The following is a 26,157-nucleotide window of genomic DNA, read 5'->3' on the forward strand; positions in this document are numbered from 1 at the left end:
AGCAAATGTCACACGTGACAGATCACGAAAAAGAACTCTTTCTGGGCGCACGCCGCGATGCCTTCAAATGGCAGGTATTCGGCATGGTCGGCATGGCAATGGGCGTGGCCTCTATGATTGGCTGGGCGATGCTCCTTCCCCTGAAGGAAATCCGCGCGGTGCCATTCTCCATTGATCCGGACACGAAACTGCCGGTCCTGCTGACTGAAAAAGTCGAAGAACTGGAACCTTCTGAGGCGATGGCCTTCCGTGAAGTCGCAAATTATGTGCGCGACCGGGAAACCTATGATGTCCAGGACAACAACGAGCGCCTGAAATCGGTGCTGCGTCGTTCTGATGAGCTGGCCGAAACGTCCTACCGCGAACTGTGGGACGGTTCGAACGACAACCATCCTGACGAAATCTATACGCCCAAGACAAAGGTGCAGACCGAAATTCTGGGCGTCTCGCCGGTCAACGATGAGACGGTGCAGGTCGAGATCCGCAAGTCCCTGATCGTGCCAAACCAAGCAACGGCCTCAGCCCGCTACGTGGTCACTGTGACCTACGGGTTTGAGGAAAAAATCGTGACGTCGATGGATGAGCTTCTGGAAAATCCGTTCGGCTTCGTCGTCACCAACTACCGCGTAGACGCCATAGGGAAGGTCTGATGCAGCGTTCTTTCAAAACACTCACCGCCACCGCCGCAGCAGTTTTGGCATTCTCTACGCCTCTGCTCGCTGAAATCACACCGACGCCAGACGGAAAGAATGCGGATCATCGCATCACGCATTTCCATTACGTCGAGAACCAGGTGTACCGCATCACTGTAGGTGAACGCCTGATTACCTATGTTCACTTTCCGCAGGGCGAGACCGTCCGCAGCATTGGCGCGGGCGACACTGAGAGTTTTCAGATCACCCGCCTGCAGGAAGGTCGCGTTATTGCGTTCAAGCCAGAAATCCTGAACTCGGATTCAAACCTGACCGTCCTGACCAATCGCGGGACATACAACTTCTATCTGGTTCCGGCCGAGAGCGCCGCCGAACGCAAACGTGTTCCATTTCGGGTCACGTTCTACAACAAAAACAACAGCGGCGGGACCACAACGCGTCGCGGCACAGTCGCTCGGAGCGAGCCGAAGCCAACTGGCCGGTTTGTGAACCAGAACTATTCGCGCTCGGGCAAAGCGGACTTTGCGCCCACCGCCGTGTGGGATGATGGCGTTCACACCTATATGCAAATCCCGCAGGATGCGGAGTTGCCGGGGATTTTCCGTGTCCTGCCTGATGGCCGCGAGCTGATGGTGAACACCACAGTCAAAGAGCGCGGCATTATCCAGGTGCAGGGCCTTTCCGACCTTTGGACACTGCGCATCGAAGACACTTCGATCTGTGTACGAAACGATGGCGACGCGTTTCAGCAGGCGAGTGCAACGGGCAGGCCCGTTACTTCACAGACAGTTAAACCGGGGGGCAGCAAGTAATGGATCGCAATCAGACAATTGCGGCACGGGCGGCGGCTGAACAGCCGTCGCAACGTGTCCGGAAGAAGTTCGACCCAAAGAAGCTGATAACCGTTGCGATCGCAGGAGCGGTGTTCCTGGGCTTTGTATGGTTTGTCATGGGCCATGAAAACAAAAGCACGAACACGGGTGTCCGCGTTGACGCTTTGCAACAAGGTGGTGGCGAGCGATACGGGCTTTTGACCGCACGGGGACCAGAGGCCGATGAGCCGGAACCAGAGGCTTTGCCCGAGGAAATTGAGGTGGCAACACCGGCAACAGTGCCGCAGGTCGATTCCGAAGGGCTGAAACAAGCCTTGAAAACTATCGAGCAACAGAACGGTCGGATTTCCGATCTGCAAGACGAGCTGACGGACGCCAAAGTTTCGCTGTCCGAAAAAGACGGTGAAATCGCAACGCTGAACCTGACCAATGAACGCCTTCAGGTCAGATATGATGAGCGAGAGAAGAAGTTCCAGACGGAACTTGCCCAGGCCATCGCAGATGCGGAGGCCCGGGCACTTGCCAGCGTAAGCCACCTTCAGGCGCAAGGTCTGACCGATGACGAGCGGCGCAGACTCGAAGAACTGAAGAAGATGCGCCAGCGGCAGAACCAGTCGGACGGCATTGTGTTCGATGAAAACCCATACGGCAGAAACTGATGGAGCTGACGATGAACAGAACAGCACTCACCCTCGCCCTGGTCACGTTGGCCTCAAGCGCGATGGCACAGGACGCACCCGGTCAAAACTACCAGCCGATCAATGGTGGATCGCAGCCGGTCATTTTCCAACCCTTCCCTGCAGCGCCGCAGCCGGTTCAAGTCCAGCCAGACGACACCCGCCTGCCTGAAGATCAACGCGGCTATCAGGAAAACCAAAACACGACATGGCAAAACAATCTGGTCGAAGAATATCCCCCCATCGTCGGGGCCTCGATCATTGACGATCCGTCGCGCACCCTGACGCAAGGCACGGTTTTGTCGGCTGTGTTCGGTGGCGCGGTCAGCTCGGAGTTGCCCGGCAGTGTCGTGGCGACGATTACACGTGGCGTCTACTCGATGGACGGCACGCGTTTGCTTCTGCCGCGCGGATCGAAGCTCTTTGGCGAGTATCGAGCGGACACGACATTGGCGCAAACGCGCATCATGATCGTTTGGAGCCGTGTCATCACGCCTGACGGCCTGTCAACTCAGGTCGGATCGGCTGGTACGGACGGTCAAGGCCGGACTGGTGCGACCGGCAGGGTGAACACACACTTTGGGAAACGGTTCGGAACTGCAGCGCTGTTGTCCATCATCGGCATTGCGCCGGTGGCACTGGTCTCTGACAACGATAGCAACAACTCGGTTCGCACTGATCTGGCAACGCAAGTGGGGTCTAACCTGCAGAACGCTACGGCAGCGGCGCTTGATGAATACCTGCGCATTACTCCGACAGTCTTTGTCGATCAGGGCAGTCGCATCAACGCCATCCTGCAGCGCGACGTTGTGTTCGATAGCTTCTGAGCGCGAGCCAATGAGCCGACCGCCTCAGCAGTCTTTCCGGCCGCTGCCAGCATGATCGAGTGCGGTAGCGGCCTTTTTTGAAGCAAATTCAGCACTTTTTGGAAGCAATGAATCTTATGTGGATGCCTTCGTGTTCGAGGCAAAGCCGAGATGCAGCGAAGGCAACCTCCAGTGTTCAAAAAAGTGCTCTACCAAGGACAAGAACATGAGCGGGCGGAACGGCAATAGCCTTCTGGAATACTATACAGGCAAGATCGAGCATCTGTTGCACGATGAAAGCCTGAGCGAAATTTCTGTGAATCCTGACGGATCGGTCTGGGTCGAAGAAATGGGCACAACACACATGACCAGGACAGACATTACTCTGAACAGAGATGATGTGGAAAACATCGGGCGCTGCGTGGCCGGATTCAGCGATGTGACATTCGGAGAAAAGAAGCCGATTGCGACGGCCAACGTGCCGACACAGCAGGGTAAAGCGCGGGTGCAGGTTGTGATTCCGCCAGCAACAACCGGCGTGGGGTCCGTGGCGATCCGCCTGCTCCGCGTGAAAACCGTCGATCTGGGCGCGTTCAGCTTCGCCAGCAAAGAGGCGGCGTTGGCAGAAAACAATGATCACAGCGCGCTTGAAAAGGCTCGGGCTGCTCTCGCTGCCGGAACAATGAACTTTGACGAGCTGGCCGACCTTGCGATGCTAAGCAAATGGAACGTGATCATTGCCGGGGGCACCTCGTCTGGCAAAACCACTGTTCTCAATGCAATGCTGAAGCGCGTCGATCCTGGCGAACGGATCGTGACGATTGAAGAAGTGGCCGAGCTGGACATCGAGCAACCCAATTCTGTCGATCTACTTGCTGACCGTTCCGAAGAAGATGGCCCTCGATCACCAACAAAGCTGCTGGAATCGGCGCTGAGGTTACGGCCTGACCGCCTCGTCTGCGGTGAAATTCGGGGCGACGACGCAAATATGTTCCTGGAACTGGTGAACACCGGCCACGATGGTTCTGTTTGTACCATGCACGCCAACTCACCAGTAGATGCCATTGGACGTATGAGCAAGATGGTGCGTCGCGGATCTCCGACCGTTCAAAAGTCAGAAGTGGTCGATGACATCCGGGCCACCATTCACATGATCGTTCACATGAAGAAAATCGGTGACGAACGGAAGGTCAACGGAGTGATCTTCCCACCCCTGATGACCGCTGATCAACTTATCTGAAGGAGAAATAGAATGAAAAAATTTGAGTATCGTAATGTCTTGATGCGGGTAGAGGAAAATGCAGGCGAGAAGTTTGCGAAGCTCGGGCAAGACGGTTGGGAAATGGTCGGCGTCGTACCTGCCGAGTTTGGCATCGTGTGCTTCTTCAAACGCGAGCTGACCGATGGCTGAGTTTCAGGATCTACCCAAAGGCAAGAAGGTCGCGATAGCCGGTACTATGGGCTTTATCGCTACCTCGGCTTGCGCGGTGTTGGTGGTCGGGCTGGCTCTCGAATACATCAACACCAGAGGCTTTCGCGGGCTGGACATCTGGGCGATCCCAGAGAAGTTCATGGCACAGCCTGCAGAGACGCAGCAGATCATGGGTCTGGTGGCGGTGGTCGCAGTGGGTGTTTTGACCTTTGCATTTGTGGCGGCTGCGCTGCGTGGTCCCTCAACGAAATACGGTGATGCGACCTTTGCAAAGGCCCCTCAGCTCGTCCAGGAAGGCTATGCGTCGGTTCTGAAGCTCAAAGACAAATTGGATAGTGAAATCGTGTTTGCCAAATTTGGTGAGCCAAAGGACAAAAACGCGATCTACTATAAGCCCGGCCCCGGTGTCCAAAAGCCGCACGCGATGTTCATTGCCCCGTCTGGTTCGGGCAAAACCAGCGGCTTTGTGATCCCGAATGGGTAGTGTCGCAAACTTTTTGAACGACCAAAGCCAGCGATATGCTAGACGCAGTTATCCTGCGATCTCAGCAAACATCCGAAAGCCGGAAGTCGTATCACTAGAGAATTGCCGCTTCCGGATCATGTTGGCGACCTCGATGCCGTCCAAAGTGGCGGAAGCGGATTCGAACGACTTAAACCCACACATGTGCCGAACACGCCGCTTTATGAACCGATGGTCCTGTTCGATCATGTTGTTCAAAAATTTGGACCTAATCGTCTGTACTTTGGCTGGGCAGCCGAACCGCTTCAGGATCCTGTTCACTTCTCGAATGCCAGCTGCATTTGCGCCACTTTTGTCGATGACGATTTTGTTTGGGATCCCGTTTGACGACATTGCTTTGGCAAAGAACCTGGTGGCTGCTGGACGATTTCGTCGCTCAGACAACATGAAATCAAGGGTGTTTCCCGCTTTGTCGACTGCTCGATAAAGATACATCCACTTGCCGCGCACACGGAGATAGGTTTCGTCCATGCGCCAGGAACTCAGCGTTGGTCGCTTCTTCGATTGCGCGCTCGCGGCGATCATCGACGAATACTTAACGACCCACCTGTTGAGAGTGGCGTGGTCCACCTGCACGCCGCGTTCGGCCATGATCTCTTCCAAATCACGATACGACACTGTGTACCGCAAATAGAAATACACAGCGTAAAGAACTGCATCCTTGGGAAAGTGGCAGCCTTTCAGAGAAATCATACTTAAAACCTGTTCGAAAACTATTCGACGGGAAGAGACTGCGAAACCTGAGTGCTCGTCAATCTCCGTTCAAAATTTGCGACACAACCCGATCACCAATCCTGAATGGGATTACCTGTCGATGATCCAAATCATCGACGAGGCGCACTATACTCTTCACGTGCTCTACGCCGGAGAGAGCGTTACGTTGACACCAGAAGACCTGACCACAGGACGCTACGTGTTTCTCAACATGCGGACAGGGTTGAAATCCACGGATGAGGCCGGACTTGCAGAGGCGCACGCGCATCAGGATGGCTTTATGGTCGAGTCTGCTTCGGCAGAGCCCTATTCGCCCAAAGGGTTCGATACCGAAAGCCTCGATGCCGTCAGGGCCTCGCTGGTCACGCGGGCAGGAGAAGCAAACAAGCCGGAGCTGTTCTTCGGCCGCCCGGAGGATGTGGATCCGGAAATGTTCCTTATTGCGACGGCCGTAGGTTGGGGCGGCTTGCCTTACAAGGATGCGGTTTACATCTCTACCATCGTTCCTGAGGGCGCGTCGGCGGAAGGTGCGTGTTCCGAAATGTCGCTGCCACGCCCACCTCTGAAGTTTGACGATGGTGCGTTTTTCTCGGTGACGACCTACAGTGCAGAAAGCTGGATCGTCGAAGAGAACTTTGCTCTGAACAATCGAGCGGCAAAGGAGAACGCGGACGGCTCAGTCACCTTCCGTTACAATTGCCCGGGACAGCCAAACAACATCGACGTGCAACCCGGCTGGACGCAGGTCATCCGCCTCTATCAACCGGAAAGTGCCGAAGCTATCACGGATTACGTGGCCCGAATTACCTCAGAGGTTAAGGTCGTTCCGGTCAAATAGCGAACACGCACCTGCAAGTCTTACAGATCACCGCCGGGCACTGCCCCTCCCCCTGATACGCCCGGTGGTTCCGGGGCGGTGCTCTTCCTGTCGCCGCCCCGTCTCAGACAGAGCGAAACTGGCGGATATTTTCAACGTTTAGCGCATTCTCAAAACGGCCGATCGAATAAACTCTTAGCAGTGATCCGTTCAGCCCTTTTGTCCGAGTATCCGACATCGGTGCCCCAAAGTTCTTTGCGCTGTGAATGAATGACCTCTTTTATTTTGCGGCGAAGTCATTGGATTTGGCAAAAAGTTCGCTGCATTTGCGAAAGGCGAACCAATAGCACCTCCGCTTCGGGCTCGGAGCCGCCCTGCGGCGGTGCAGAACAGAGCCCGGAAATTGCGCCGATTGAATGGCGGCTTCGATCATTGCAGCCAGGTTTGCTCGCGGCTGCAGCGAACTTCCGCTTCCCGCCCTTGACGCCGGAATCTTCCATTTATCCCGGGTATTCCGATGGGTTTCCGCGTGGCGCTGTGTTTTTAATAATGTGTTACTTTCAGCGCTATAGACGCTTTAAAGATGTACTTTTCAAAGAGAACCTCTTGCCTTTTCTTTTAAATTATATGATTTAGGGTGTCATGAACGCTGAAAGATCGCAAAATCTGAAGAAAGTTCTCGACTCAGTGCCCGCGGGATATCTCGTCGATGCCAACTGGCTCACCGCCCATGGCATAGCCTACGAAACCTTTCGCGACTATGTAAAACGGGGCTGGCTCGAACGCGTTCACCGCGGCGTTTTCCGCCGACCTGTTCCCAATCCGCCCGCATCAAACACCGTTGACTGGAAGGCCTGCCTGATCTCGATGCAACATATCATGGGCTATGATATTCATGTCGGTGGCAAAACCGCTCTCTCACAACAGGGCTACGACCACTACTTGCGTTTGGGCAACAACGCCCCCGTCTGGATCTATGGCTTCAAAATACCCAACTGGCTCACGAAGCTGCCACTCAATGCGCCTATAGAAACGCGCAATACGTCGCTGTTCGCTGACCAGGCACTTGGCGTTACAAATGACGACATAAAATCTGAAAACTCCCTCCCGTGGGACTGGCAACTGCGCATGTCGGCCCCCGAACGGGCGGTCATGGAAGCCATGGACGAATTGCCGGACCATGAGAGTTTTCACAACCTCGACATGGTGTTCGAGGGCTTGACGACGCTACGACCTAAGTTGCTCTCAGCGCTCTTGCTGAGCTGCAAGAAAATAAAGGTCAAGCGCCTCTTCTTTGTTTTTGCGGATCGCCACAATCACCCCTGGCGCAAACGACTTGATGCTGACGCCTTCAACCTCGGGACGGGGGATCGAGCATTGGTCGAAGGGGGTCGGATACATCCGCGATATCGCATCATGGTACCCGAAGAGTTCGTCACGACAGGGGCAGAAAATGGCGCGTAGGAATTATGAATCCCAGGTCGCCCTTCTCGTGCGTGTATTGCCTTACGTCGCGAAGGAAGAGATATTCGCGCTCAAGGGCGGGACAGCAATCAACCTCTTCTATCGCGATCTACCGCGACTCTCGGTTGATATCGACCTGACATATCTGCCGATCAAAGAGCGTGAACAGAGCCTCGCCGAGATCAACGAAGCCATGGATCGTATCGCTAAGTCGATCGAAAAGGGTATCAGCGGGGCGAAGGCTCAAAGAATAAAAGGAGGTGGGGGCGGCGCCACCCGCGTGCTTGCGCGTCTGGAAGGTGCAGAAGTCAAAATCGAGACCTCGCCTGTCACACGCGGCGTTGTTCATGACCCCGAAACCCGGGCGATCTCCGACGCCGTAGCAGACGCGTTTGGCTATGCAGAAATGCAGATCGTCTCATTCGAAGATTTGTTCGGCGGTAAGCTCCACGCAGCCGTGGATCGCCAACATCCACGCGATCTTTATGATGTAAAGCTGCTCTACGAACACGAAGGACTGACGGATGATCTGTTCCGGACTTTCCTGATCTACATCGCCTGTTCGGCACGTCCGGCACACGAATTACTGAATCCCAACCTGATCGCCCTAGATCAACCTTATGTGCGTGAGTTCGAGGGCATGACTAAGTCAGCCGTCGGCCTGGATGACCTACTAACGACGCGCAACCAACTGATTGCGGATATCCAATCTCGCTTCGACAAACCCACCAGACAATTCTTGCTCAGTCTGCAGGATGGCGCGCCGGATTTCGCCGTAATAGATCGACCGCAAGCCACCAATCTTCCCGCCGTGCGTTGGAAGCTTCTCAATCTGGAGCGCCTGATTCGGGACAACCCGAAAAAGCACGTCGAGCAAAGGCAAGAACTCGAGAAACTCCTAGGTCGCCTCTTCGACTGATTTAAATTCAGAGTCCGACCAATTGAAAGCGCGGGGACATTTCCGCGCCGCTTATTGTCACTGCGAATAATGCCGAGAAATTCGAACATCCCATTACGATTCAGGGGGCTCATTCTTCTCCGTCATGGGAGCCACCTGCCATCATGTCAAGAATCGTCAATCGGTAGGTAAGCCGTAAGGAAGTCAAATTGGGTTGGCTTCAGCGAATTTCCGAATGTACGCGAGAAATGCACGGTCGGGATCTTTGGGTGGTTCCATTCCTGCAGACCAGTCACGCCATTGGCCCTCAATGTAGTAGATGTCATACCCCGGATGGCGCAGACGAGCAGTTTCGTAGGTTTCGGTCTTTAAGGCGTCACCTCTTTTTTCTAGCCAGGCCGGACGCGGCTTGATGCTTGGAGCAACAGGCACTTGAACGTTTTCTTCCTGTTCTTGTGCTTTTGCCTTACGTCCAACGGACGAAAATTTTAGAGCACGTTCCGCAGCCCCCTGCCCTTCTCCGTCCTTTTTCCACCAGCGCATTTCGACGTGAGTCACACGGCGCCCGGTCTTTATCGGATCGATCGCCACCATGTAATCCGACAGCGCATTGACTTCAGCAATTGCAGGTTCGATCGCGCGTAGCTTCAGGTTGCTCCAGTTGGTTAGCTTACCCTTTGGTACACCTAGAATGCCGCGCAGATCATCGACGGAAAAATTCTCGGATGAGCGCCAGCGCAGATTGCCGCGCTTCTGTACGATCTCATACAACGTCAGCGCATATTTCGAACTCAGTGCGAACATGATCTCGCGCTGTAAACGGGCAAAAACTGTCGAATTGGAAATAATTTTGCGCAACCGCGCTGGGATCTCGTATTCAATTAGCCCGTCGCTTCGCACTGTTTCCACGTTGCCACCCAACAACTGGACCCGCTCGACCGCAGGTTCGCCATCCCATACAACTTCCACTTTCACAATGGCGGACATCAATCGCTCAATAGACTCCCCTACCCTGTCGTTCGAATTATGCGACCCACGCAGCATGGATTTCTGGATAACATGGCTGACAGGCTTGTCGATCGCATCCCAAGCGTTTTCCAAAAGCTGATTGTAAATCCGCCGATCGTTAAGCGTCAGCGGTGTTACCTCAATCACGTCTACAAGCTCACCAGGCTTGACCAGGCTTTCAGAATTTGGCCGTGCGTCCAAAGTGCGGTATGGTTTTTTTGACATGTACTGCCCAACACCTAATTATTACTTTTGTATGGCGTATGATGTAAGCATAGACATCACTGTTGTCTCGGTCCAGCACCCAATCTGTAATTTTTCGAATCAGCATCGAGTCTCGCGTGATTCGAAGGAAGTCTCACAAACCCCAATAAAACAAGGGTTTTTCGAATCAACTCACCCGTCCCCAAAAGTAGGATTTAGGCCCGTCCCGAAATGTAAGCTTTAACCATCCGAAACGTAAGGCAAAGCACCCCAATCTGTAAGGATTTGCGCCCGATATGTAAGGGAAACATACCACAAAGCATTGATTTTAAAGCAATACCACTCGTATGAACAATTGAATCCAAGAATCTTGAACAAGATTGTTTTTTATATTTGGTTTTTTGGGGGATTGGTACCAGGCAACATCGTCAGACATCAACTTCACCCGTATTAGATGTTCTGAGTTAGAATGTTGTTACTAATGACCTCCGGTTACCTCCAATTTCCGCTCCTGTGGCCTTTGCCTTCGAATTTCCCATTTTTTACGTGATCTGCCTCAAAAACCACACTTGAGCCGATTCACCATTCCGGGCATGATTCACGAAAGGCAGATTTCTACAGGACAAAACCTATGACCACCTCCCCCTTGCCTCCTGTTGGGCTGGATGAGATTGAGCAACTATCTGATCGTGCAAGTACCGTGATGGAGCGATTGCGCGATCGAGTATTCTCCCCCGATACTGAGAAAACGCTAAACCTAAATTTTAATGTTCGCTCCGCTGCCGAGATGGTAGGTCGATCAGAGAAGTTAATCCGTGATGCTGAAGCGGACGGCCGCTTGCCTGAGCCGGAAAAAGACCCAGTCACTGGAAGAAGGACCGGGTACTCACTGTCTGACATAAACCGGATGCGGGAAGTGTTCGGTACACTACCTCATCGTGCAACAGATGATCCAACACTGGTTTTGTCAGTTCAGTCATTCAAAGGTGGCGTTGGAAAGTCGACGGTAACGACCCATCTTGCCCAGTTCCTTGCGCTTAAAGGCTATAGAGTTTGCGTTATCGATTGCGACAGCCAAGCTTCAACGACTTCGATCTTTGGCCTGAATCCTGACATTGACGTGGATGAGACTGAAGATACGCTTTACCCATTCTTTCAGCATGGTGGGCCGCAGACGCTTCATTATGCTTTACGCGCTACGTATTGGCCTGGCATTGCGCTCATCCCTGCAAACCTCGGTCTCTATGACGCTGAGTATGAATTCGCAGCTCGGATGGCCAGGGATCAAGTTTTTGTGTTGGACCGTTTGCGAGATGGGATCAGCACCATAGCCGATCAATTCGACGTAATCCTTCTGGACCCGCCACCTGCGCTGGGAATGATTTCTCTTTCAGTGCTTCGAGCAGCAAACGCGATGGTGATCCCTGCCCCGCCGAATAATATTGACTTTGGGTCTACTGCCCATTTTTTGAAGATGATGGGCGCAACGTTGAATGAACTAGCCCAACATGGCGGAGCTCGTGATTATTCATTCGTCAAGATTCTGGCCACCAAGATGAACGACAACAAATCTGCGCATGCAGCCATCAAACGAATGATGGACGCGGTTTTTCCCCAAGACATGTTGGCCAGTGTTCTGAAAGACAGCGCCGAGATTGATAACGCCACAGCGAACTTGGGCACGGTGTACGAGATTACGGGACCAGCAGCTCGTACAGAAACCCACAAACGCTGTCGGGCATATCTGGACGCGGTGGGACGCGAGGTTGAAGTTTTGATGCGCAAAACCTGGCCCAGTCACCATGCTGCATTGCGCAAGGAGGGAGTGTTATGAGCAAGAAACATGACGCAATTTTCGATGACGTACTAAGCGGTCTCGATAGCGGCCCTGCCCCCAAAGCCGAACGCGCTGGCGCTCGCTTTCTAAACCGCTCTAACAGGGTTGCGGAACGGATGTCGGGGGATATCGAGGAGAAGTCCCTGAGGTGGGTTGATCCCGGAGAATGCCGTATGTGGGAGCGACATAACCGGGCGTATGACCTACTATCGGAGGACAACTGTCGAGATTTGATTGACGGAATCCGCAGTCAGGGTCGGCAAGAGTTTCCAGCTATCGTGCGCAAGACAAGCGATCCAAATCAGCCGTATGAAGTGATTTGCGGTGCACGGCGGCATTTTGCAATCAACTGGCTACGCGCAAATAACTATCCACAGTTTCGCTACTTGGTGGATGTTCGAGAGTTGACCGATGAAGAAGCTTTTCGATTGGGCGATATCGAGAACCGCGACAGAGAAGATATCTCCGACTATGAGCGTGCTCGTGACTATGCAGACGCTGTGACTCGTTACTACGGTGGTAAGCAAAAGGCGATGGCCGTACGGCTAGAGGTCAGTGAGGCTTGGCTTTCACGTTATCTGCAACTGGCCAAGTTGCCGAACGAGATCGTTGAGGCATTCCCTTCGATCCGAGAGATCAAAGAACTGCACGCCCGTACGCTAAAACCGTTTCTGGGTCGGCCCGAGGATCGTGAGAAACTGTTAGAAGCTGCGAGGCAGATGGCGACGGATGGGGTCAGCCGTGACGGCGTGCAGGTCATGAATGTCTTCAAGGCAGCGTTGAAACCTCCTGCTTCGACAAAAGCAGATCCAGTGACTCTTCAATCGTCACCCGAAAAGCCTGCGATGACATACAAGCGCAAAGGCAAAAAGATCGTGTTGGAGTTTCCGACCGACGTACGCAAAGATGAACTGCAAGAGGTCTTTTCGATCTTCTTGAACAGGCATTTTGACGCAGATCGAGACTGATCTACCGAAGCGAAACCGGAAATTGCCAATTGGCAATTTCCCTGCAATGTCGGTCTTTCGAAAAAAGTTGCCAATTGGCAATTTTGGTAATCCCCTCACTCAGAGGTCGTTTTAACCACTCGAACTGGCTGCATATCTGCCGGCGCAACCGAAACATTTACCTCAGCCATTGAAGAGGCTTTTATCCGCGACAAGTCCAATAGCTGAAGATTGGAATTTGATCTGCGTAACTTGAATAGAAGCCAGATGAGCGATCGCGCTTCAGAAATGGATCCAACTAGTGCGCAATCGAATTCTTGCCAGCGAATATTCGGGTTCGGAGCAGTTGGGAGGGAGTAGGGCGGCCTTATGGTGCGAGTTGGTTTTTTTGGCGAATGGTTACCCCAACAGGTCCGTCGCCGGGTTTTCTGCGATGTCGACGTCGTCATAGTACTTCTGCGCCTGGGCCATGGAGCGGTGCAGCGAAAGGCGCATGGCAGCCTGGATTGGGGCGCCGTCCAGTGCGGCTTGGGTTAGGAATCCGGACCGCAGACCGTGCGGCGAGGCGAAGTCCTCCGGCAGCCCGGCCAACTGGAGGCGATGTTTGACGATCTGATAGATAGCGTCGGGCGAAAGCCGACGTTTCAGCACACGATCCGCTTTTGAGACTGGTCTGAACAGTGGTCCGTTCTTAATCTGTCCAACCTCGATCCAATGCACCAGCGCTTGGGCTGCGCGTCCCTTCAGGACCAGCCGCGGCGTTTCACCTTTGGTTGTCGTCTTGGTCTCCAGCAGTGAAATCCAAACCAGGCTTTTCTCGTCGAACTCCTTCAGCGAGACGTCTTCAAACATCAACCCGGTGATCTCCGAGCGCCGTCTACCACCAGAAGCCCAACCCAGCATCAGGATCGCCCGATCGCGGCAATCCCTCCGGGACCCCCGACAGGTGGACAACAACTGCTCGAGCACATCGCGGGTAATTGGATGCTGTGACTTTGGGGCAGGGGGCCGGGCGGCGGCGCGACGCGCCTTGGCGCGGGCCTGTTTCACCTGCGGCGCACCGAAAGGGCTGGTCAGGTTCTTCATTCGATGAAAGGCAAGCCAGGAGGCGATGCGCCGGTCCAGCGTCGAGGGGGCAGGGCAGGCGAGGGACTTGCGCAGCCCCCGAGTAATCAGCGCTTCTGCGGTTTCACGCGCCACATCCGTTTCTGGTGCGTCATTCAGATCGCGGGCGTGATCGAGAATGAAGGCCAGCGCCGTGGCCTCAGATTCCGGCCAGTCCAGTGGCGACCCGAAGCGCGCCGTTTTCCAGGCCGTCACATAAAGCAGATCCCGTTCATAGGCGCGCAGCGTGTTGGCCGGCGTGCCGCGCACAAAAAGATCAGTGAGCGCCTCCTGGTCTGTGTCCGAGAGGGCAGGGGCGGTGGCGGGGAGGTATGGGGCAGGGGGCTTCATGCACCCATTCTGCGTCAATTTGGGCCAGATTTCAAATAACATGATAAGCGGGACTTATCGAATGTGATAGAGATTTGATAGCACCTTAAGAGTAACGAGCAAAAGTAATATTTTTTGCGCGCAAAGTGGATTGGACAGTTTGAAACACGATAAAACCAGGAACATATCGTCACGATACGTTAAGTGCTCGACGCTCACTCAAAAGGGGTCGAGCTAAATCAGTTATTGACTGTGTAGAGTTTGTTGTACGGCTCACTTGGCACTGGGCCAGCTTACGCAAATGGTCCGTAATCTACCTTTCTTGCTGTGCCAAAATGGAACGCCGTTTGTTCAACCGCTGAAAAACGATGTGTTCGACGCAATTCATTGCAGTGATCCCTCAAGGCGACGTAACTCTGCCCTAGACTAGGCGATCTCTCGTTGTCGAGCGCGGACTCAATCTTACGCGCATCCCGATCGAACAGATCTCGTTGCCGCCGGATTAGTGTTGACGATCGCAGAACTTGCAGCGTTAGCCCTTTGAGTATCGACGTGGAGGTGCCCCGGAGGCAAACTGAGCGAAATGGATAGATACTTCACGATCGACATGCCTTTCTGGCGCTTCGCGCGGAATACTCTAATCGTCAGTTTGGTTGCGCTGATCCCTTTGTTGCTGATCTATGTCTTGCTCACACCTGGCTTTGCAACACACCTGCTGAACAACGATGCGGCATCCGGTCGGTTTGTGCGTCAAGTAGTCACGAACGGATTGCCTGTAGTGTTTGCAGTGAACTATCTCAGTTTTTTTCTTCTCGCTGTTGGTGCAAATGCGCGGGGTAGGGGCCCCATGCCGACGTTGTATATACTGATTGATCTGCTGCTCCGGACCATTCTGTTCATCACACTGCATGCGCTGATCTATGCACTGTCCGCCGACTGGTTCGGATCCTTCGGTGGTAGTCCCGCGGTGGCACTGCAGGTGGTCGGACCAACGCTGGTGAGGTCAGCCTATTTTGAGAACATCTCGGGTGTTTATCTATACGCCACCTTAGTTGGAGCGCTGCCTCTGTATTTCACAGTTATTCAAAGCCAGATCAATCATGGCCTAGGAACTCTGGCGCAATTGGAGCGCCGCCTACCCAGGCAAGCCGGACCTGCAATTCTAGCCCTGATATTGATGGCAGTGTCGGTGGCAGTTCTCACCGGAGTTGCTGCGCTGATAGTCCGCTTTCAGTCGATTCGGAGTTGAACAGTATGACTATCATGCGGATCACGAACGACACCGTGTATCCGCGTCTAAGCCAGCGCCCATTAAGATCCTTGTACAGTTAGATCGTGCCCTCAGTACCCAACGTTGCGGCCGCCAATGCACCCGAATCTGGCACTGCATACCTTACCCTGATCCCAACGCAATATAGCTAGTCGATGCGTGGGGTCAGGTGGGAGCTGAAATTCTCAAATGGCTGATGCGACGCCACGGCCTGACGGACGGTCTGTTCACCGACCGGTTTTCTTCCTACCATGCCGATCTGCTGGAAATCGCAATGGCAGACCTGAAACGTACAGATCGACGGCACAACAATAGCGCCCAGAATTCACACTTGCATTGCAACGAAGAGAAAGCGCGATGCAGCACATACGTAGAGTGCGGAGTTTGTGGAGAATCGCTGCGATCTTGGTTTCGGTCTGCAACCTGTTCATCTCGAAACGTGGGCTCTGTTCCAGACACAACTTCGCTATCAATCGTGCACTTATTCTTGCCGTGTGGCGCGGTTTCCTTTCGGCACATGGGACAGCCATTCTGCCGTTGGAGAGAATGTCTGGCAGTTGTCTGTAGGCCCTCTATGAGGGATTAAAGGTTCAAAATTGCTTCAAATACATGGTGTGTTCAAATCCGCGAGCGTTTCGGGAATAAAATCTGCGCATTGCGAGTAAAGTGCCCAGATTAACATGTAACTTGAATGCAAGTTACAGAAATACCATTGGATTCGAACGAATAATTGAGTGGACATATTGTGTTTTGCAGTTGATTGTCCGCACCCATCTGGAAGATCCGGAAATTAAATCAAGCATCAGGAGCGCGATAGATGCTGACCAGACGACATTTTGTTGCAACTTCGCTCGCCATTATCTCTCAGCCGGTTTTGGGAGTGTCGTCGGCGGCGGCCACGCAATGGTCGGAGTGGGATGCGCAAGTAACGCCAGCCAACTTTGATCCCGCAACATCCAACCCTTGGGGGTTACACCCACGTTTCCTGCCTCAGCGTGTGCAAACCAATCGACCACTCGTTCCCGGTGACATTCATGTCGATGCGGTGGCACGATATCTGTATTTCATCGAAGACGGAGGTACGGCTATGCGTTACGGCGTAGCCATTGCCCGAGGCAATCTTTACGAGCCCGGTGTCTACGCAATCAAGCGAAAGGCCAAATGGCCGCGTTGGACACCCACCGCCGAAATGATTGAACGCGACCCAGATGACTATGCTCAATTTGCGGATGGTGTGCCCGGTGGGCCGACAAACCCATTGGGATCAAGGGCGTTTTATCTGTACGAAGGTGGTCGCGACACATACTTGCGAATTCACGGAACGCCTTATCCAAGATCTATTGGAGGTCGCGCAAGTTCCGGCTGCGTAAGAATGGCGATGCCACATATCATCGGACTGTATGATCGTGTCCGGCCAGGTGCCACAGCGCATCTTTACCCTCCCGAGCGGCTTCTGACCGCGACCAGCTGATAGGTACTTGTCAGGCGCGCGTACAGATTGGGCGCCCTTCAATCGTCCTGAGTGGCAGGTAGGTCGTTTCAACCGGCCCAACGTAGCGATACCAATAGCAACCGTCCTCGGGCATGATTTTCACAGCGTTCAGGTCCTGGCCCGGAGCAGCAATCTGGGCAACGGCGTCAGGAACTCGGGAAAGCGTTCCGGGCTCGCTATCTGCAGATATTGACGTTGTTTCGGAACAAGCGCCGACGAACAAAAGTACGCCCAGTGCTTGGAGTGCTTTCTTCAAGGACATGGTATTTCGCCCACTGTGATTATCATTTTGTAGTATCTGATACCTTCGCATCGGTGGGTGATCACATCAATTCACCAAGATCTAAGCGATTGTTAGCGTTGCTTTTTTGTGTTCGGCCGATACAAAAAAGCCAAGTTTTTCTCAAAGCAATATGGGGTTATGCCGAAGAAATGTTGCTTTTTCACAATGGCTTGATGATGTGAAGCCACCTTGAAAAACAAAGCCTCTGTGCCGACGGCAACGACAATCCAGACGAAATATCCCTTACGCAAAGCCTGTTGCTTGTTGACCTTCCAGCGCGGGAACCCGGCATACGAGCACTTTGAGTCGCGAACCACAAAAAGATCGTTTGGGATGGCAGGCATGAAGCAGACCAAGGAAAGAATGGTTGTTACGCGACGCGGAGTGATTGCCGCGTTTGCTGCAACGACGCTTTTTCCAGCACCGGCCGTTTGGGCCCAATCAACGGCAACTGAGGGGACGCGCCGCAATGTGTCGTCTTTCCGTGTTGCTAAATGGCAGGACCACTTTGATACCTTGAAAAACGGGGTGATCCTGTCCGATACACAGTCCAAGGTTCTGCAATATTGGTCAGAAGATGAAAGCGTCTATCGGCTGTATCCGACCAGCGTACCGCTGACGGAAGACCTTACAAGGCTGGGATACACCAAAGTTATTCGCAAGGTAGAAGGGCCATCTTGGCGACCAACGCCGGCAATGAAAGAGCGCAATCCCGCATGGCCTGACTATGTAGGCCCGGGTCCTGAGAATCCTCTGGGGACACATGCGCTCTATTTGAGCTGGCAATACTACCGCATCCACGGCACCAACGACACGCGCAAGATCGGGAGAAGATCCTCCAACGGCTGTATAGGCTTGTACAACGAGCAGATCGCAGACTTGTTCGAATTGGCCACTGTGGGCACGCAGGTAAAACTGATCTGACCTTGGTCAAGATGATTACTCTGGACAGGTGCTAAAGTTCGGCAACTGACAACGACGTGAAAAACTGAGATGGATAAACTTACACTCTTGATAGGCGGAGTAGCGATCGCAGGTGCCGCCGCTATCTTCTACAATCTCAATCAGCAACCAACTGGCCATTCGATGACGCCACCTGATACGTCGATGCTGGAGCCAGGAGACCCAATCCAAAACGTCACTTTACCGGAGCAGCTGAGCGAATTTGCTGCCGTCGGTAAAGTGGCATTCGACGCCAAATGTGCGGCGTGCCACGGCGTGAATGCAACTGGTCTGGAAGGGCTCGCGCCACCATTGGTGCATAAGATCTATGAACCAAGCCACCATTCGGACGAGTCATTTTTTGTCGCGGTCCAGAATGGAGTTCGGGCACACCATTGGAAGTTTGGCAATATGCCTCCGGTCGATGGGTTGACCCGCGCAGATGTGAAAGGCATCGTGGCGTACATCAGAGAGTTACAGCAGGAAAACGGGATTTTCTGAAAGTGACAAGCCGAATGCGCAGTGCAATTCGTTACATCATCCTGTCAATGGTGCTGACCATTGGCGGGTTCCTTGTGACGGCCGGCTCTGCTCATGCGCACGGTGGCAGCTCTCATCATGTGAGTGCTCAAACTGACTCAATCGATGTAGAGCATATCAAGCAGGGTCATCCCGGGCATTGCCATGGCGGAATGATTTGCGGTGCTGTCGGACTGTTCTTGACCGGCCCGACTCCGCCTTCTCCGCTTAGCGCGAAAAAAAGACTTTCAATTCCGCGAGCCCAATACCGGGTTCTTGGCATCACGGCGTTTGACCCACCGCCACCGCGTGTCCTGATCTGACCAGTCGAATTGCGCCCAACGCGGGCGCGTCGAAGCAGACCACAAGGACAAAACAATGAAAATTCTAAAAATGACCACTGGCGTTGCCCTGGTTTCTCTGATTGCGGCAGCCGCCTTGGCGCATGGTGGCGCAACCGGCATCGTCAAAGAACGCATGGACGGTATGTCCGCGATGAAGGACAGCATGAAGATCCTTACGCCGATGATGCAGGGGAAAACGCCTTACAATGCGGAAACCGTGCGAAGCGAAGCCGAGAAGATCGGGCGTCACGCTGGTGAGAGCATGACAAAACTGTTTCCAGAGGGATCTGATGGTAAACCCTCGGAGGCGAAATCGGAGATCTGGCAGGATTGGGGATCCTTTGCAGAATTGGCCAGCCAATTGGCAACCTACTCTGAAGGCCTTGCGCTTGCGGCGGACAACGGGTTGATGGAGTCCGGATCGGGCCATGGTTCGGGCATGATGGGCGGCGCATCCATGATGGGTGGCGGTTCTATGATGGGTGCCGGAATGATGGGCGGCAGTTCCAACCAGGCACAGCTTTCTGAAATGCCGGCAGATGGTGTGTTCATGATGCTGAGCCAGACATGCTCGGCATGTCACACGCAATTTCGGTCGGAATAGGAATGCGTCATGAGACCGATATTCCGATTGGGCCTTGCTGCCGCCGTAACGGCGTCAGCGGGACTTGTCGCCGTGATGGCTTGGCCGATTGGCCAGCCCTTACAAGCTCTCGACATTCAGGGTGACGTTAACCGCGGGGCTTATCTGGCAAGGGCAAGTGGCTGTATCGCGTGCCACACAGATTTTGCCAAAGGGGGCGCGCCCTTGGCCGGTGGGGTGGAGTTGGATACCCCGTTCGGCACGCTCTATTCACCGAACCTGACCACAGATCCTGACAACGGGATCGGTGATTGGACGGTCGAGGAATTTGCCCGCGCGGTGCGTCAGGGTGTGTCGCCTGACGGAGAACCCTATTACCCGGCCTTTCCTTATCCGTTCTATGCCAACTTCACGGATCAGGACATCGCCGATCTCTGGGCCGCCTGGCAAACGGTTGCACCGGTAGCGGAACCGTCAAAAGAGCAGGAAATGGCGTTCCCATTCAATCAGAGATGGGGCCTGAAGCTGTGGCGCGCGGCTTTTCTGGAACCACCCCGCACTGATCCCGTGCCGGGCAATGACGAAGTGTGGAACCGGGGTCGGCTACTGGTCGAAGGTGCCACGCATTGTGCGGCCTGCCACACCGGGAGGAACCTGGCTGGCGCAAGAAATTCGGACACGGAACACTTCAAGGGAAGTGACTCCCTGCCCGGCGGTGACAAGGCGCCGGCCATCGACCTTGAGACCCTGGAAAAGCGTGGTTGGACGGTAGATGATTTGGCCTACGCGTTGCGCACCGGCGTCATGCCTGATGGCGATGTCTTCGGCGGCGCCATGGGAGAGGTCGTAAACTATGGCACCAGCTTTCTGACAGACGAAGACCGGAAGGCAATGGCGACTTATCTGCTGGATGTGCACGACGGAGGGTAATCGAGTGAGAGATCAAATTTTCTTTGGAGGGAAGTCCTCATGAAGCTCAATCGCAGGCAATTCGTTGCAGGCACGTCGGCACTAATCGCAATGCCGACTATCGGGAGGGCAGCTACCGCCCCCCGAATAATCGAGGCGCGCTCAGGATTGGCACGTGTTGCCCCCGACAGCTATCCTGAAACCGAGATATGGGGATATGATGGCGGTGTTCCGGGCCCCGAAATTCGTGCCCGGCAGGGCGAAACGGTTCGCCGGACACTCCTGAACTCACTGCCTCAGCCTACGGCAATCCATTGGCATGGACTGCGGGTTCCAAACAACATGGATGGGGTGCCGGGTCTTACACAGGAGGCTGTACCAACAAGCGGCGAGTTTCAGTATGACTTGCCTCTGAAGGATGCAGGAACCTTCTGGTACCACTCTCATAACCAGTCAACGGAACAAGTGGCCAGGGGCCTTTACGGCGCGTTCATCGTCGACGAAATGGACCCGCCGGACACGGATCATGACATTACGATCCTGCTGGATGACTGGAGGTTGGGTCAGGACGCCCAAATCGTCGATGATTTCGGCGCGATGCATGACTGGACGCATGCAGGCCGAATGGGAAACTACGTTCACGCACACATATCGCCCATGACAGAAGTTCTGACAAACCAGCGTTTGCGACTTCGAATGGTCAACGTGGCAACTGATCGGATCATGTATGTCTCAGTAGGTGGCGCAAACGGGAAACTGGTCGCTTATGATGGCATGCCTGTAAGGCAGCCAGAGGATTTTGAAACCCTTGTTTTTGGGCCTGCACAGCGAGCAGACTTAATTGTTGATGTCACAGCGGAATCGAACGAAGCCGTTCAAATAACTCTTCACGAACGCGATGAATCGTTTGTCATTGCTGAAATCCCGGTTTCGGGAAGCGGTGCATCCGCAAACCGCGGTGCAATAGAAGCCCTGCCACCCAACCCTGTTTCCTTTCTCGAAGATGTTTCTGACGCTTTGACAATCCCATTAGTGATGGAAGGCGGGGCGATGGGCGGACTGCGTCAAGGCACTTTTAACGGCCAGGTCATGAGCACCAATGAATTGGTTCAGGAAGGGCAGATCTGGACATTCAACGGTGTCGCCGGGTTACCTGAAAACCCCCTTGCTGCCGTTTCGCGTGGCGACATAGTCCGGATTCAGATGCAGAACGACACCGTCTTTCCGCACGCTATGCACTTGCACGGGACGCACTTTCAGGAAGTTCTGCCAAACGGCAACCTAGGGCCGCTGCGGGACACAATCCTGGTTGACCGGATAGAAAAGCGGGAGATTGCGTTCGTTGCGGATAACCCGGGGGATTGGCTGTTTCATTGCCATATGCTGTCGCATCAGGCCGCTGGTATGAAGACCTGGCTGAGCGTGGCATGATGAACAAGAGTTCGGCGAAATGGGTGTCACTGGCTGCTGTAGTGATCATTGTCGCGGTCGCTGGCTGGGGCCTGAGTGGGCGTGCGCAGAACAGTGCATCAGCGGATTCGGCACGTGGTGCAGTTTTGTACGCCGAAAACTGCGCGTCATGCCACGGGGCAAATTTGGAGGGTCAGCAGGATTGGCAAACACCTGATCCGGATGGCGTCTTGCGGGCGCCCCCGCATGACCGAACCGGGCATACCTGGCATCACGGCGACAAGCTGTTGTTCGACTATACAAAGTTTGGCGGGGACCAAACTTTGAAACAGATGGGTGTCGCTGACGTCAAAAGCGGCATGCCAGGCTTCGGGGACACTCTGTCGGATCAGGATATCTGGGACATCCTCGCCTTCATCCAGGAGAGTTGGCCGGATCGGGAACGCAAGCTGCAAGAGCAACGCACCGAAGCAGAACAAACGGAAGGAAACTGATGTGAAACGAATACTTGCAGGCTTAGTCGCTATCGCCATGTCGATTGGCATTCCTATGGCACGCGCCGACGAGCTGTCTGACTCCGATGTAAAACGGCTGGCTCTCGAAGCCATTTTGGAAAACCCTGAGATCATCATGCAGGCGATTCAATTGCTTCAACAGCGCGAGGATCAGGCAAAAGCCGAAGCAATTGGAAGCGTCTTGGAAAATCAGCGTGAATTGCTGGAACAGGATCCGAATGCGCCTGTAATCGGAAACCCGGAAGGCGATGTAACCGTGGTCGAGTTTTTCGACTATAACTGCCCATATTGCAAACGCGCTGCCCCGGTCGTGAAGAACGTAATCGCGGGCGATTCCGATGTGCGAATTGTTTATCGAGAATGGCCCATACTTGGAGAAGGTTCCGACTTCGCGGCACGCGCTGCGCTGGCCTCACGAAACCAGGGAAAATACGAAGAATTTCATTGGGCGCTTATGGCTCTGAACGGTCGTGCCACTGAGGCCAGTGTACTGAAAGTTGTTCGGGAACTTGGCCTGGACGAGGATCAATTGCGCGCAGATATGGAAGCGCCGGAAGTCGACGCGCATATTCAGATTTCCATGGAATTGGCCCGACAGCTTGGCTTCAGTGGCACTCCTTCGTTTGTGATTGGAGATGCGCTTGCCCCGGGTCTGATCACCGAAGATGAAATGACCCGGTTAATCGTGGCAGTCAGAGACGCAAGATAGAACCAAGGGGGCGACAGCATGTGCGCTCCTAAGTTTATCATGCGATCGTGGCTTCGTATCCCTCGGACTTCAGCGCTGCAAGGATATGATCAAGTGAATTGGTGCTTAAGACACGTACCCTGCGGTTTTCCATGTCAAAGTCCAACTGTGCGGAGGAATCCACCGTGGCAACGGCTTTTTCGATAGCTGACTTGCAGTGCCCGCAGCTCATATCCGGGATATTTAGGGTCGTCATGGATGTTTGCTCCTGTGTTCCGTCGTCCCGGCTAAAGTATTCCAGCACAGGAAGGTCAAGTCGTGATTATTGGATCGTCAAAATTAGTGGCAAAGAAAGTCAGCCCCATCCCTTGACCTTCCACTTGCTGGAACCCTTATGTTTCCCGTCAGCAGAACATTGGTGGTGACAATATGACTGAAATTTCACATGCAAGGTTTCAAGTTCAGGGTATGAGCTGTGCGTCCTGCGTAGGGCGGGTTGAGCGCGCGTTGAAAGATGTGCCAGGGGTAGATGCCGCTTCGGTTAATCTCGCCAGCGAAAGCGTTCAGGTCGATTTCCGCGATCCAGCCGATAAAGCGGCCATTGCTGATGCGTTAAACAGCGCCGGATATCTGGCACGGACGGAAGAGGTAACGCTGGATATTCAGAACATGTCCTGCGCATCGTGCGTGGGGCGCGTTGAACGGGCATTGCAAGCAGATGATGGCGTCTTGTCCGCGTCGGTCAATCTGGCCACCGAAAGTGCAACTGTACGTTATGCTGAGGGAGTCACAACACCCGAAGCCATCGCGGCGCTTGCGGCATCTGCTGGCTATCCGGCGAGCCTGCGATCCGCGACGCAGACCGAACCACAAGACCGCAAAGCCAAAGAGATTCGCCAATTGGCCCGGCGAACAAGCTTTGCCGCCTTGCTCGCTTTGCCGGTCTTTATCCTTGAAATGGGCTCGCATGTTATTCCGGGCATGCACCACCTGATAGCGAGCACGATCGGCATCCAGAACAGCTATTACCTGCAATTCCTTCTAACCACGATCGTTCTTTTTGGGCCAGGTTTGCAGTTCTATACTAAGGGATTCCCTTCCTTGTTCAAAGGCGCGCCGGACATGAATTCTCTGGTGGCTCTGGGCACTTCGGCGGCTTATGGGTTCTCGCTTGTTTCCACCTTTGCGCCGGGTGTTCTTCCCGCCGGAACCGCAAACGTCTACTACGAGGCCGCAGCGGTGATCGTGGTTCTCATATTGCTGGGGAGGTTCCTCGAGGCGCGCGCCAAGGGGCGAACTGGTGAAGCGATCCGAAAACTGGTCGGTCTGCAGGCAAAAACAGCGCGCGTTGAGCGCGACGGATCGGTTGTCGAGCTACCGATCGAGCAGATCGTTGTAGGGGATATTGTGCACGTTCGACCGGGCGAAAAAATCGCGGTGGATGGTGCCGTAGTGACCGGCGCGTCATATGTCGATGAAAGCATGATCACCGGCGAGCCGGTTCCTGCCGAAAAGACCGAGGGCGCAACTGTGGTCGGCGGAACAGTTAATGGCGCGGGCGCATTGACGTACCGGGCTGAAAAGATCGGCGCAGACACTATGTTGGCCCAGATCATTCAAATGGTCGAACAAGCACAGGGTGCCAAGCTTCCGATTCAAGGCTTGGTTGACCGCATCACGCTGTGGTTCGTGCCGGTAGTGATCGCTGTGGCCGTAATGACTGTGCTGGTTTGGATGTTGTTCGGACCCGATCCTGCGCTCAGCTTGGCGTTGGTAGCCGGGGTTGCGGTACTGATCATTGCTTGCCCCTGCGCCATGGGGTTGGCCACACCCACCTCAATCATGGTCGGCACCGGCCGCGCGGCCGAGATGGGTGTCCTGTTTCGAAAGGGCGACGCCTTGCAAATGCTGCAGGAAACCACCGTTGTTGCGGTGGACAAGACGGGGACCTTGACCGAAGGGCGTCCGGAGCTGACCGACCTGATTGTGGCCGAAGGATTGGCCGAGGATGAGGTTCTGCGCCTTGTTGCTGCCGTTGAGGTCACATCCGAACATCCGATCGCCACGGCCATCGTGCGCGCGGCTGAAACCCGTGGTCTGGAGCTTTCGAAGCCAGAAGACTTCACGTCGATCACCGGTTACGGGGTAAGCGCCTCAGTCGAAGGCCATACAATCCTGATCGGGGCCGACCGCCTGATGAGTCGCGAAGGGGTTGAAATGGGCGCGTTGTCTGATCGGGGCGCTGAACTCGCAATCAACGGAAAGACTCCACTTTATGCCTCCGTAGACGGAGTTATCGCAGCCGTCATCGCCGTGGCGGACCCAATCAAGACCACCACGCCAGACGCAATTGAAGCTTTGCACGGACTGGGGCTGAAAGTAGCGATGATTACCGGCGACAATACCGCTACAGCCAAATCCATCGCGGCGCAGCTTGGCATCGATCATGTCGTGGCCGAGGTTCTGCCAGAGGGTAAAGTATCCGCGTTGCAAGATCTGCGCTCAAATGGCGGAAAACTGGCCTTTGTGGGTGATGGCATCAATGATGCCCCCGCTCTGGCGGCGGCTGACGTAGGAATTGCGATCGGGACAGGCACTGACATCGCCATCGAGGCGGCTGACGTCGTTCTGATGTCAGGCGACCTGACAGGCGTGGTCAACGCCTTCGATATTAGTCAGCGCACCATGCGTAACATCCGCCAAAACCTGTTCTGGGCTTTCAGCTACAACACGCTGCTCATACCGGTTGCAGCGGGGGTGCTCTATCCGTTTGGCGGCCCGTTGCTGTCGCCGGTTTTGGCTGCAGGTGCCATGGCGCTGTCCAGTGTATTTGTCCTGACCAACGCGCTGCGGTTGCGCTGGGTAAAGCCGATCAAAGTTGGGCGAGAACAAATCTCACAGAACACCGGTCAAGTGCTGCGTTCAGCGCCTGCTCAATAGAATAGGAGAACCGCT

28 protein-coding genes are annotated in these 26,157 nt (G+C 54.4%); 22 read left to right on the forward strand and 6 right to left on the reverse strand.

All coding sequences use genetic code 11. The features are described from left to right. The first annotated feature begins 14 nt into the window (after positions 1-14). The 7 genes from ACR0IU_RS21140 (at position 15) to ACR0IU_RS21170 (ending at position 4,885) form a co-directional block, all read left to right on the forward strand. A complete protein-coding gene (locus ACR0IU_RS21140; protein WP_170624898.1) occupies positions 15-650 on the forward strand; it encodes a VirB8 family type IV secretion system protein in 636 nt (211 codons plus the stop codon). Beyond that, on the forward strand, positions 650-1,465 hold the full coding sequence (locus ACR0IU_RS21145) for a TrbG/VirB9 family P-type conjugative transfer protein (protein ID WP_152460678.1): 816 nt from the start codon (positions 650-652) through the stop codon (positions 1,463-1,465). The genes ACR0IU_RS21140 and ACR0IU_RS21145 overlap by 1 nt, the downstream gene beginning before the upstream one ends. After that, positions 1,465-2,145, forward strand: a complete 681-nt coding sequence (locus ACR0IU_RS21150; RefSeq protein WP_152460677.1) for a hypothetical protein — start codon at positions 1,465-1,467, stop codon at positions 2,143-2,145. The genes ACR0IU_RS21145 and ACR0IU_RS21150 overlap by 1 nt, the downstream gene beginning before the upstream one ends. An 11-nt stretch (positions 2,146-2,156) precedes the next feature. Continuing rightward, entirely contained in the window at positions 2,157-2,990 is an 834-nt protein-coding gene (locus ACR0IU_RS21155; RefSeq protein ID WP_170575215.1) for a TraB/TrbI/VirB10 family type IV secretion system protein, read from the forward strand. Between the two features lie 205 nt (positions 2,991-3,195). Then, positions 3,196-4,209: an ATPase, T2SS/T4P/T4SS family gene (locus ACR0IU_RS21160; protein WP_152460675.1), complete on the forward strand. Its 1,014-nt coding sequence runs from the start codon at positions 3,196-3,198 to the stop codon at positions 4,207-4,209. Positions 4,210-4,221: 12 nt separating this feature from the next. Next, positions 4,222-4,380 carry a DUF4177 domain-containing protein gene (locus ACR0IU_RS21165; protein ID WP_152460674.1) on the forward strand — a complete coding sequence of 53 codons (159 nt, stop codon included), beginning with the start codon at positions 4,222-4,224 and terminating at the stop codon, positions 4,378-4,380. After that, positions 4,373-4,885: a type IV secretory system conjugative DNA transfer family protein gene (locus tag ACR0IU_RS21170; protein WP_480717640.1), complete on the forward strand. Its 513-nt coding sequence runs from the start codon at positions 4,373-4,375 to the stop codon at positions 4,883-4,885. The genes ACR0IU_RS21165 and ACR0IU_RS21170 overlap by 8 nt, the downstream gene beginning before the upstream one ends. 48 nt (positions 4,886-4,933) lie before the next feature. On the opposite strand, the gene ACR0IU_RS21175 is transcribed toward ACR0IU_RS21170, so the two are convergent. Beyond that, a complete protein-coding gene (locus tag ACR0IU_RS21175) occupies positions 4,934-5,617 on the reverse strand; it encodes an IS6 family transposase (protein ID WP_480717641.1) in 684 nt (227 codons plus the stop codon). Between the two features lie 121 nt (positions 5,618-5,738). Between ACR0IU_RS21175 and ACR0IU_RS21180 the strand changes: the two genes are divergently transcribed. The 3 genes from ACR0IU_RS21180 (at position 5,739) to ACR0IU_RS21190 (ending at position 8,838) form a co-directional block, all read left to right on the forward strand. Continuing rightward, positions 5,739-6,476, forward strand: coding sequence for a hypothetical protein (locus ACR0IU_RS21180; protein WP_480717642.1), 738 nt, complete (start codon positions 5,739-5,741; stop codon positions 6,474-6,476). Positions 6,477-7,097: 621 nt separating this feature from the next. Then, entirely contained in the window at positions 7,098-7,919 is an 822-nt protein-coding gene (locus ACR0IU_RS21185) for a type IV toxin-antitoxin system AbiEi family antitoxin domain-containing protein (protein WP_394444460.1), read from the forward strand. Next, positions 7,909-8,838 carry a nucleotidyl transferase AbiEii/AbiGii toxin family protein gene (locus ACR0IU_RS21190; protein ID WP_394444462.1) on the forward strand — a complete coding sequence of 310 codons (930 nt, stop codon included), beginning with the start codon at positions 7,909-7,911 and terminating at the stop codon, positions 8,836-8,838. The genes ACR0IU_RS21185 and ACR0IU_RS21190 overlap by 11 nt, the downstream gene beginning before the upstream one ends. A 183-nt stretch (positions 8,839-9,021) precedes the next feature. On the opposite strand, the gene ACR0IU_RS21195 is transcribed toward ACR0IU_RS21190, so the two are convergent. After that, entirely contained in the window at positions 9,022-9,972 is a 951-nt protein-coding gene (locus ACR0IU_RS21195) for a RepB family plasmid replication initiator protein (protein WP_480717643.1), read from the reverse strand. 688 nt (positions 9,973-10,660) lie between these two features. On the opposite strand from ACR0IU_RS21195, the gene ACR0IU_RS21200 reads away from it, so the two are divergent. Together ACR0IU_RS21200 and ACR0IU_RS21205 are read left to right on the forward strand one after the other, a co-directional pair. Then, positions 10,661-11,863: an AAA family ATPase gene (locus ACR0IU_RS21200; protein ID WP_480717644.1), complete on the forward strand. Its 1,203-nt coding sequence runs from the start codon at positions 10,661-10,663 to the stop codon at positions 11,861-11,863. Continuing rightward, entirely contained in the window at positions 11,860-12,834 is a 975-nt protein-coding gene (locus tag ACR0IU_RS21205; RefSeq protein ID WP_480717645.1) for a ParB/RepB/Spo0J family partition protein, read from the forward strand. The genes ACR0IU_RS21200 and ACR0IU_RS21205 overlap by 4 nt, the downstream gene beginning before the upstream one ends. 378 nt (positions 12,835-13,212) lie before the next feature. Here ACR0IU_RS21205 and ACR0IU_RS21210 read toward each other — a convergent pair whose 3' ends face one another. Next, entirely contained in the window at positions 13,213-14,310 is a 1,098-nt protein-coding gene (locus ACR0IU_RS21210; RefSeq protein WP_480717646.1) for a tyrosine-type recombinase/integrase, read from the reverse strand. A 520-nt stretch (positions 14,311-14,830) separates the two neighbouring features. On the opposite strand from ACR0IU_RS21210, the gene ACR0IU_RS21215 reads away from it, so the two are divergent. Both ACR0IU_RS21215 and ACR0IU_RS21220 read left to right on the forward strand, forming a co-directional pair. Next, the gene (locus ACR0IU_RS21215) at positions 14,831-15,496 is read left to right on the forward strand and encodes a hypothetical protein (protein ID WP_480717647.1); all 666 of its coding nucleotides are present in this window, start codon (positions 14,831-14,833) and stop codon (positions 15,494-15,496) included. Between the two features lie 838 nt (positions 15,497-16,334). Beyond that, complete coding sequence (locus ACR0IU_RS21220) at positions 16,335-16,988, forward strand: L,D-transpeptidase (protein WP_170717183.1); 654 nt, start codon at positions 16,335-16,337, stop codon at positions 16,986-16,988. A 10-nt stretch (positions 16,989-16,998) separates the two neighbouring features. Here the strand turns inward: ACR0IU_RS21220 and ACR0IU_RS21225 are convergent, their stop codons facing one another. Next, complete coding sequence (locus tag ACR0IU_RS21225) at positions 16,999-17,271, reverse strand: hypothetical protein (RefSeq protein ID WP_170474438.1); 273 nt, start codon at positions 17,269-17,271, stop codon at positions 16,999-17,001. 92 nt (positions 17,272-17,363) lie between these two features. Further along, complete coding sequence (locus ACR0IU_RS21230; RefSeq protein ID WP_170474435.1) at positions 17,364-17,636, reverse strand: hypothetical protein; 273 nt, start codon at positions 17,634-17,636, stop codon at positions 17,364-17,366. Between ACR0IU_RS21230 and ACR0IU_RS21235 the strand changes: the two genes are divergently transcribed. From ACR0IU_RS21235 to ACR0IU_RS21265, 7 genes are all read left to right on the forward strand, one after another. Then, the gene (locus ACR0IU_RS21235) at positions 17,626-18,216 is read left to right on the forward strand and encodes a L,D-transpeptidase (protein WP_170474431.1); all 591 of its coding nucleotides are present in this window, start codon (positions 17,626-17,628) and stop codon (positions 18,214-18,216) included. The two genes, ACR0IU_RS21230 and ACR0IU_RS21235, sit on opposite strands and share 11 nt — an antisense overlap. A gap of 69 nt (positions 18,217-18,285) precedes the next feature. After that, on the forward strand, positions 18,286-18,735 hold the full coding sequence (locus tag ACR0IU_RS21240; protein WP_170474429.1) for a c-type cytochrome: 450 nt from the start codon (positions 18,286-18,288) through the stop codon (positions 18,733-18,735). A 396-nt stretch (positions 18,736-19,131) separates the two neighbouring features. Then, positions 19,132-19,701 carry a cytochrome c gene (locus tag ACR0IU_RS21245; protein WP_170474426.1) on the forward strand — a complete coding sequence of 190 codons (570 nt, stop codon included), beginning with the start codon at positions 19,132-19,134 and terminating at the stop codon, positions 19,699-19,701. 9 nt (positions 19,702-19,710) lie between these two features. Beyond that, positions 19,711-20,610, forward strand: a complete 900-nt coding sequence (locus ACR0IU_RS21250) for a c-type cytochrome (RefSeq protein ID WP_170474423.1) — start codon at positions 19,711-19,713, stop codon at positions 20,608-20,610. Positions 20,611-20,649: 39 nt separating this feature from the next. Then, positions 20,650-22,020: a multicopper oxidase family protein gene (locus ACR0IU_RS21255; protein ID WP_480717648.1), complete on the forward strand. Its 1,371-nt coding sequence runs from the start codon at positions 20,650-20,652 to the stop codon at positions 22,018-22,020. Beyond that, positions 22,020-22,493: a c-type cytochrome gene (locus ACR0IU_RS21260; protein WP_171724989.1), complete on the forward strand. Its 474-nt coding sequence runs from the start codon at positions 22,020-22,022 to the stop codon at positions 22,491-22,493. Before ACR0IU_RS21255 ends, ACR0IU_RS21260 begins: the two co-directional genes overlap by 1 nt. A gap of 1 nt (position 22,494) precedes the next feature. Beyond that, positions 22,495-23,223, forward strand: a complete 729-nt coding sequence (locus tag ACR0IU_RS21265; RefSeq protein ID WP_414478956.1) for a DsbA family protein — start codon at positions 22,495-22,497, stop codon at positions 23,221-23,223. Positions 23,224-23,260: 37 nt separating this feature from the next. Here ACR0IU_RS21265 and ACR0IU_RS21270 read toward each other — a convergent pair whose 3' ends face one another. After that, the gene (locus ACR0IU_RS21270; protein ID WP_170417905.1) at positions 23,261-23,458 is read right to left on the reverse strand and encodes a heavy-metal-associated domain-containing protein; all 198 of its coding nucleotides are present in this window, start codon (positions 23,456-23,458) and stop codon (positions 23,261-23,263) included. Between the two features lie 173 nt (positions 23,459-23,631). Between ACR0IU_RS21270 and ACR0IU_RS21275 the strand changes: the two genes are divergently transcribed. Next, complete coding sequence (locus tag ACR0IU_RS21275) at positions 23,632-26,142, forward strand: heavy metal translocating P-type ATPase (RefSeq protein ID WP_480717649.1); 2,511 nt, start codon at positions 23,632-23,634, stop codon at positions 26,140-26,142. The last annotated feature ends 15 nt before the right edge of the window (positions 26,143-26,157 follow it).

It is taken from the genome of Ruegeria sp. CL5, from assembly GCF_056536485.1.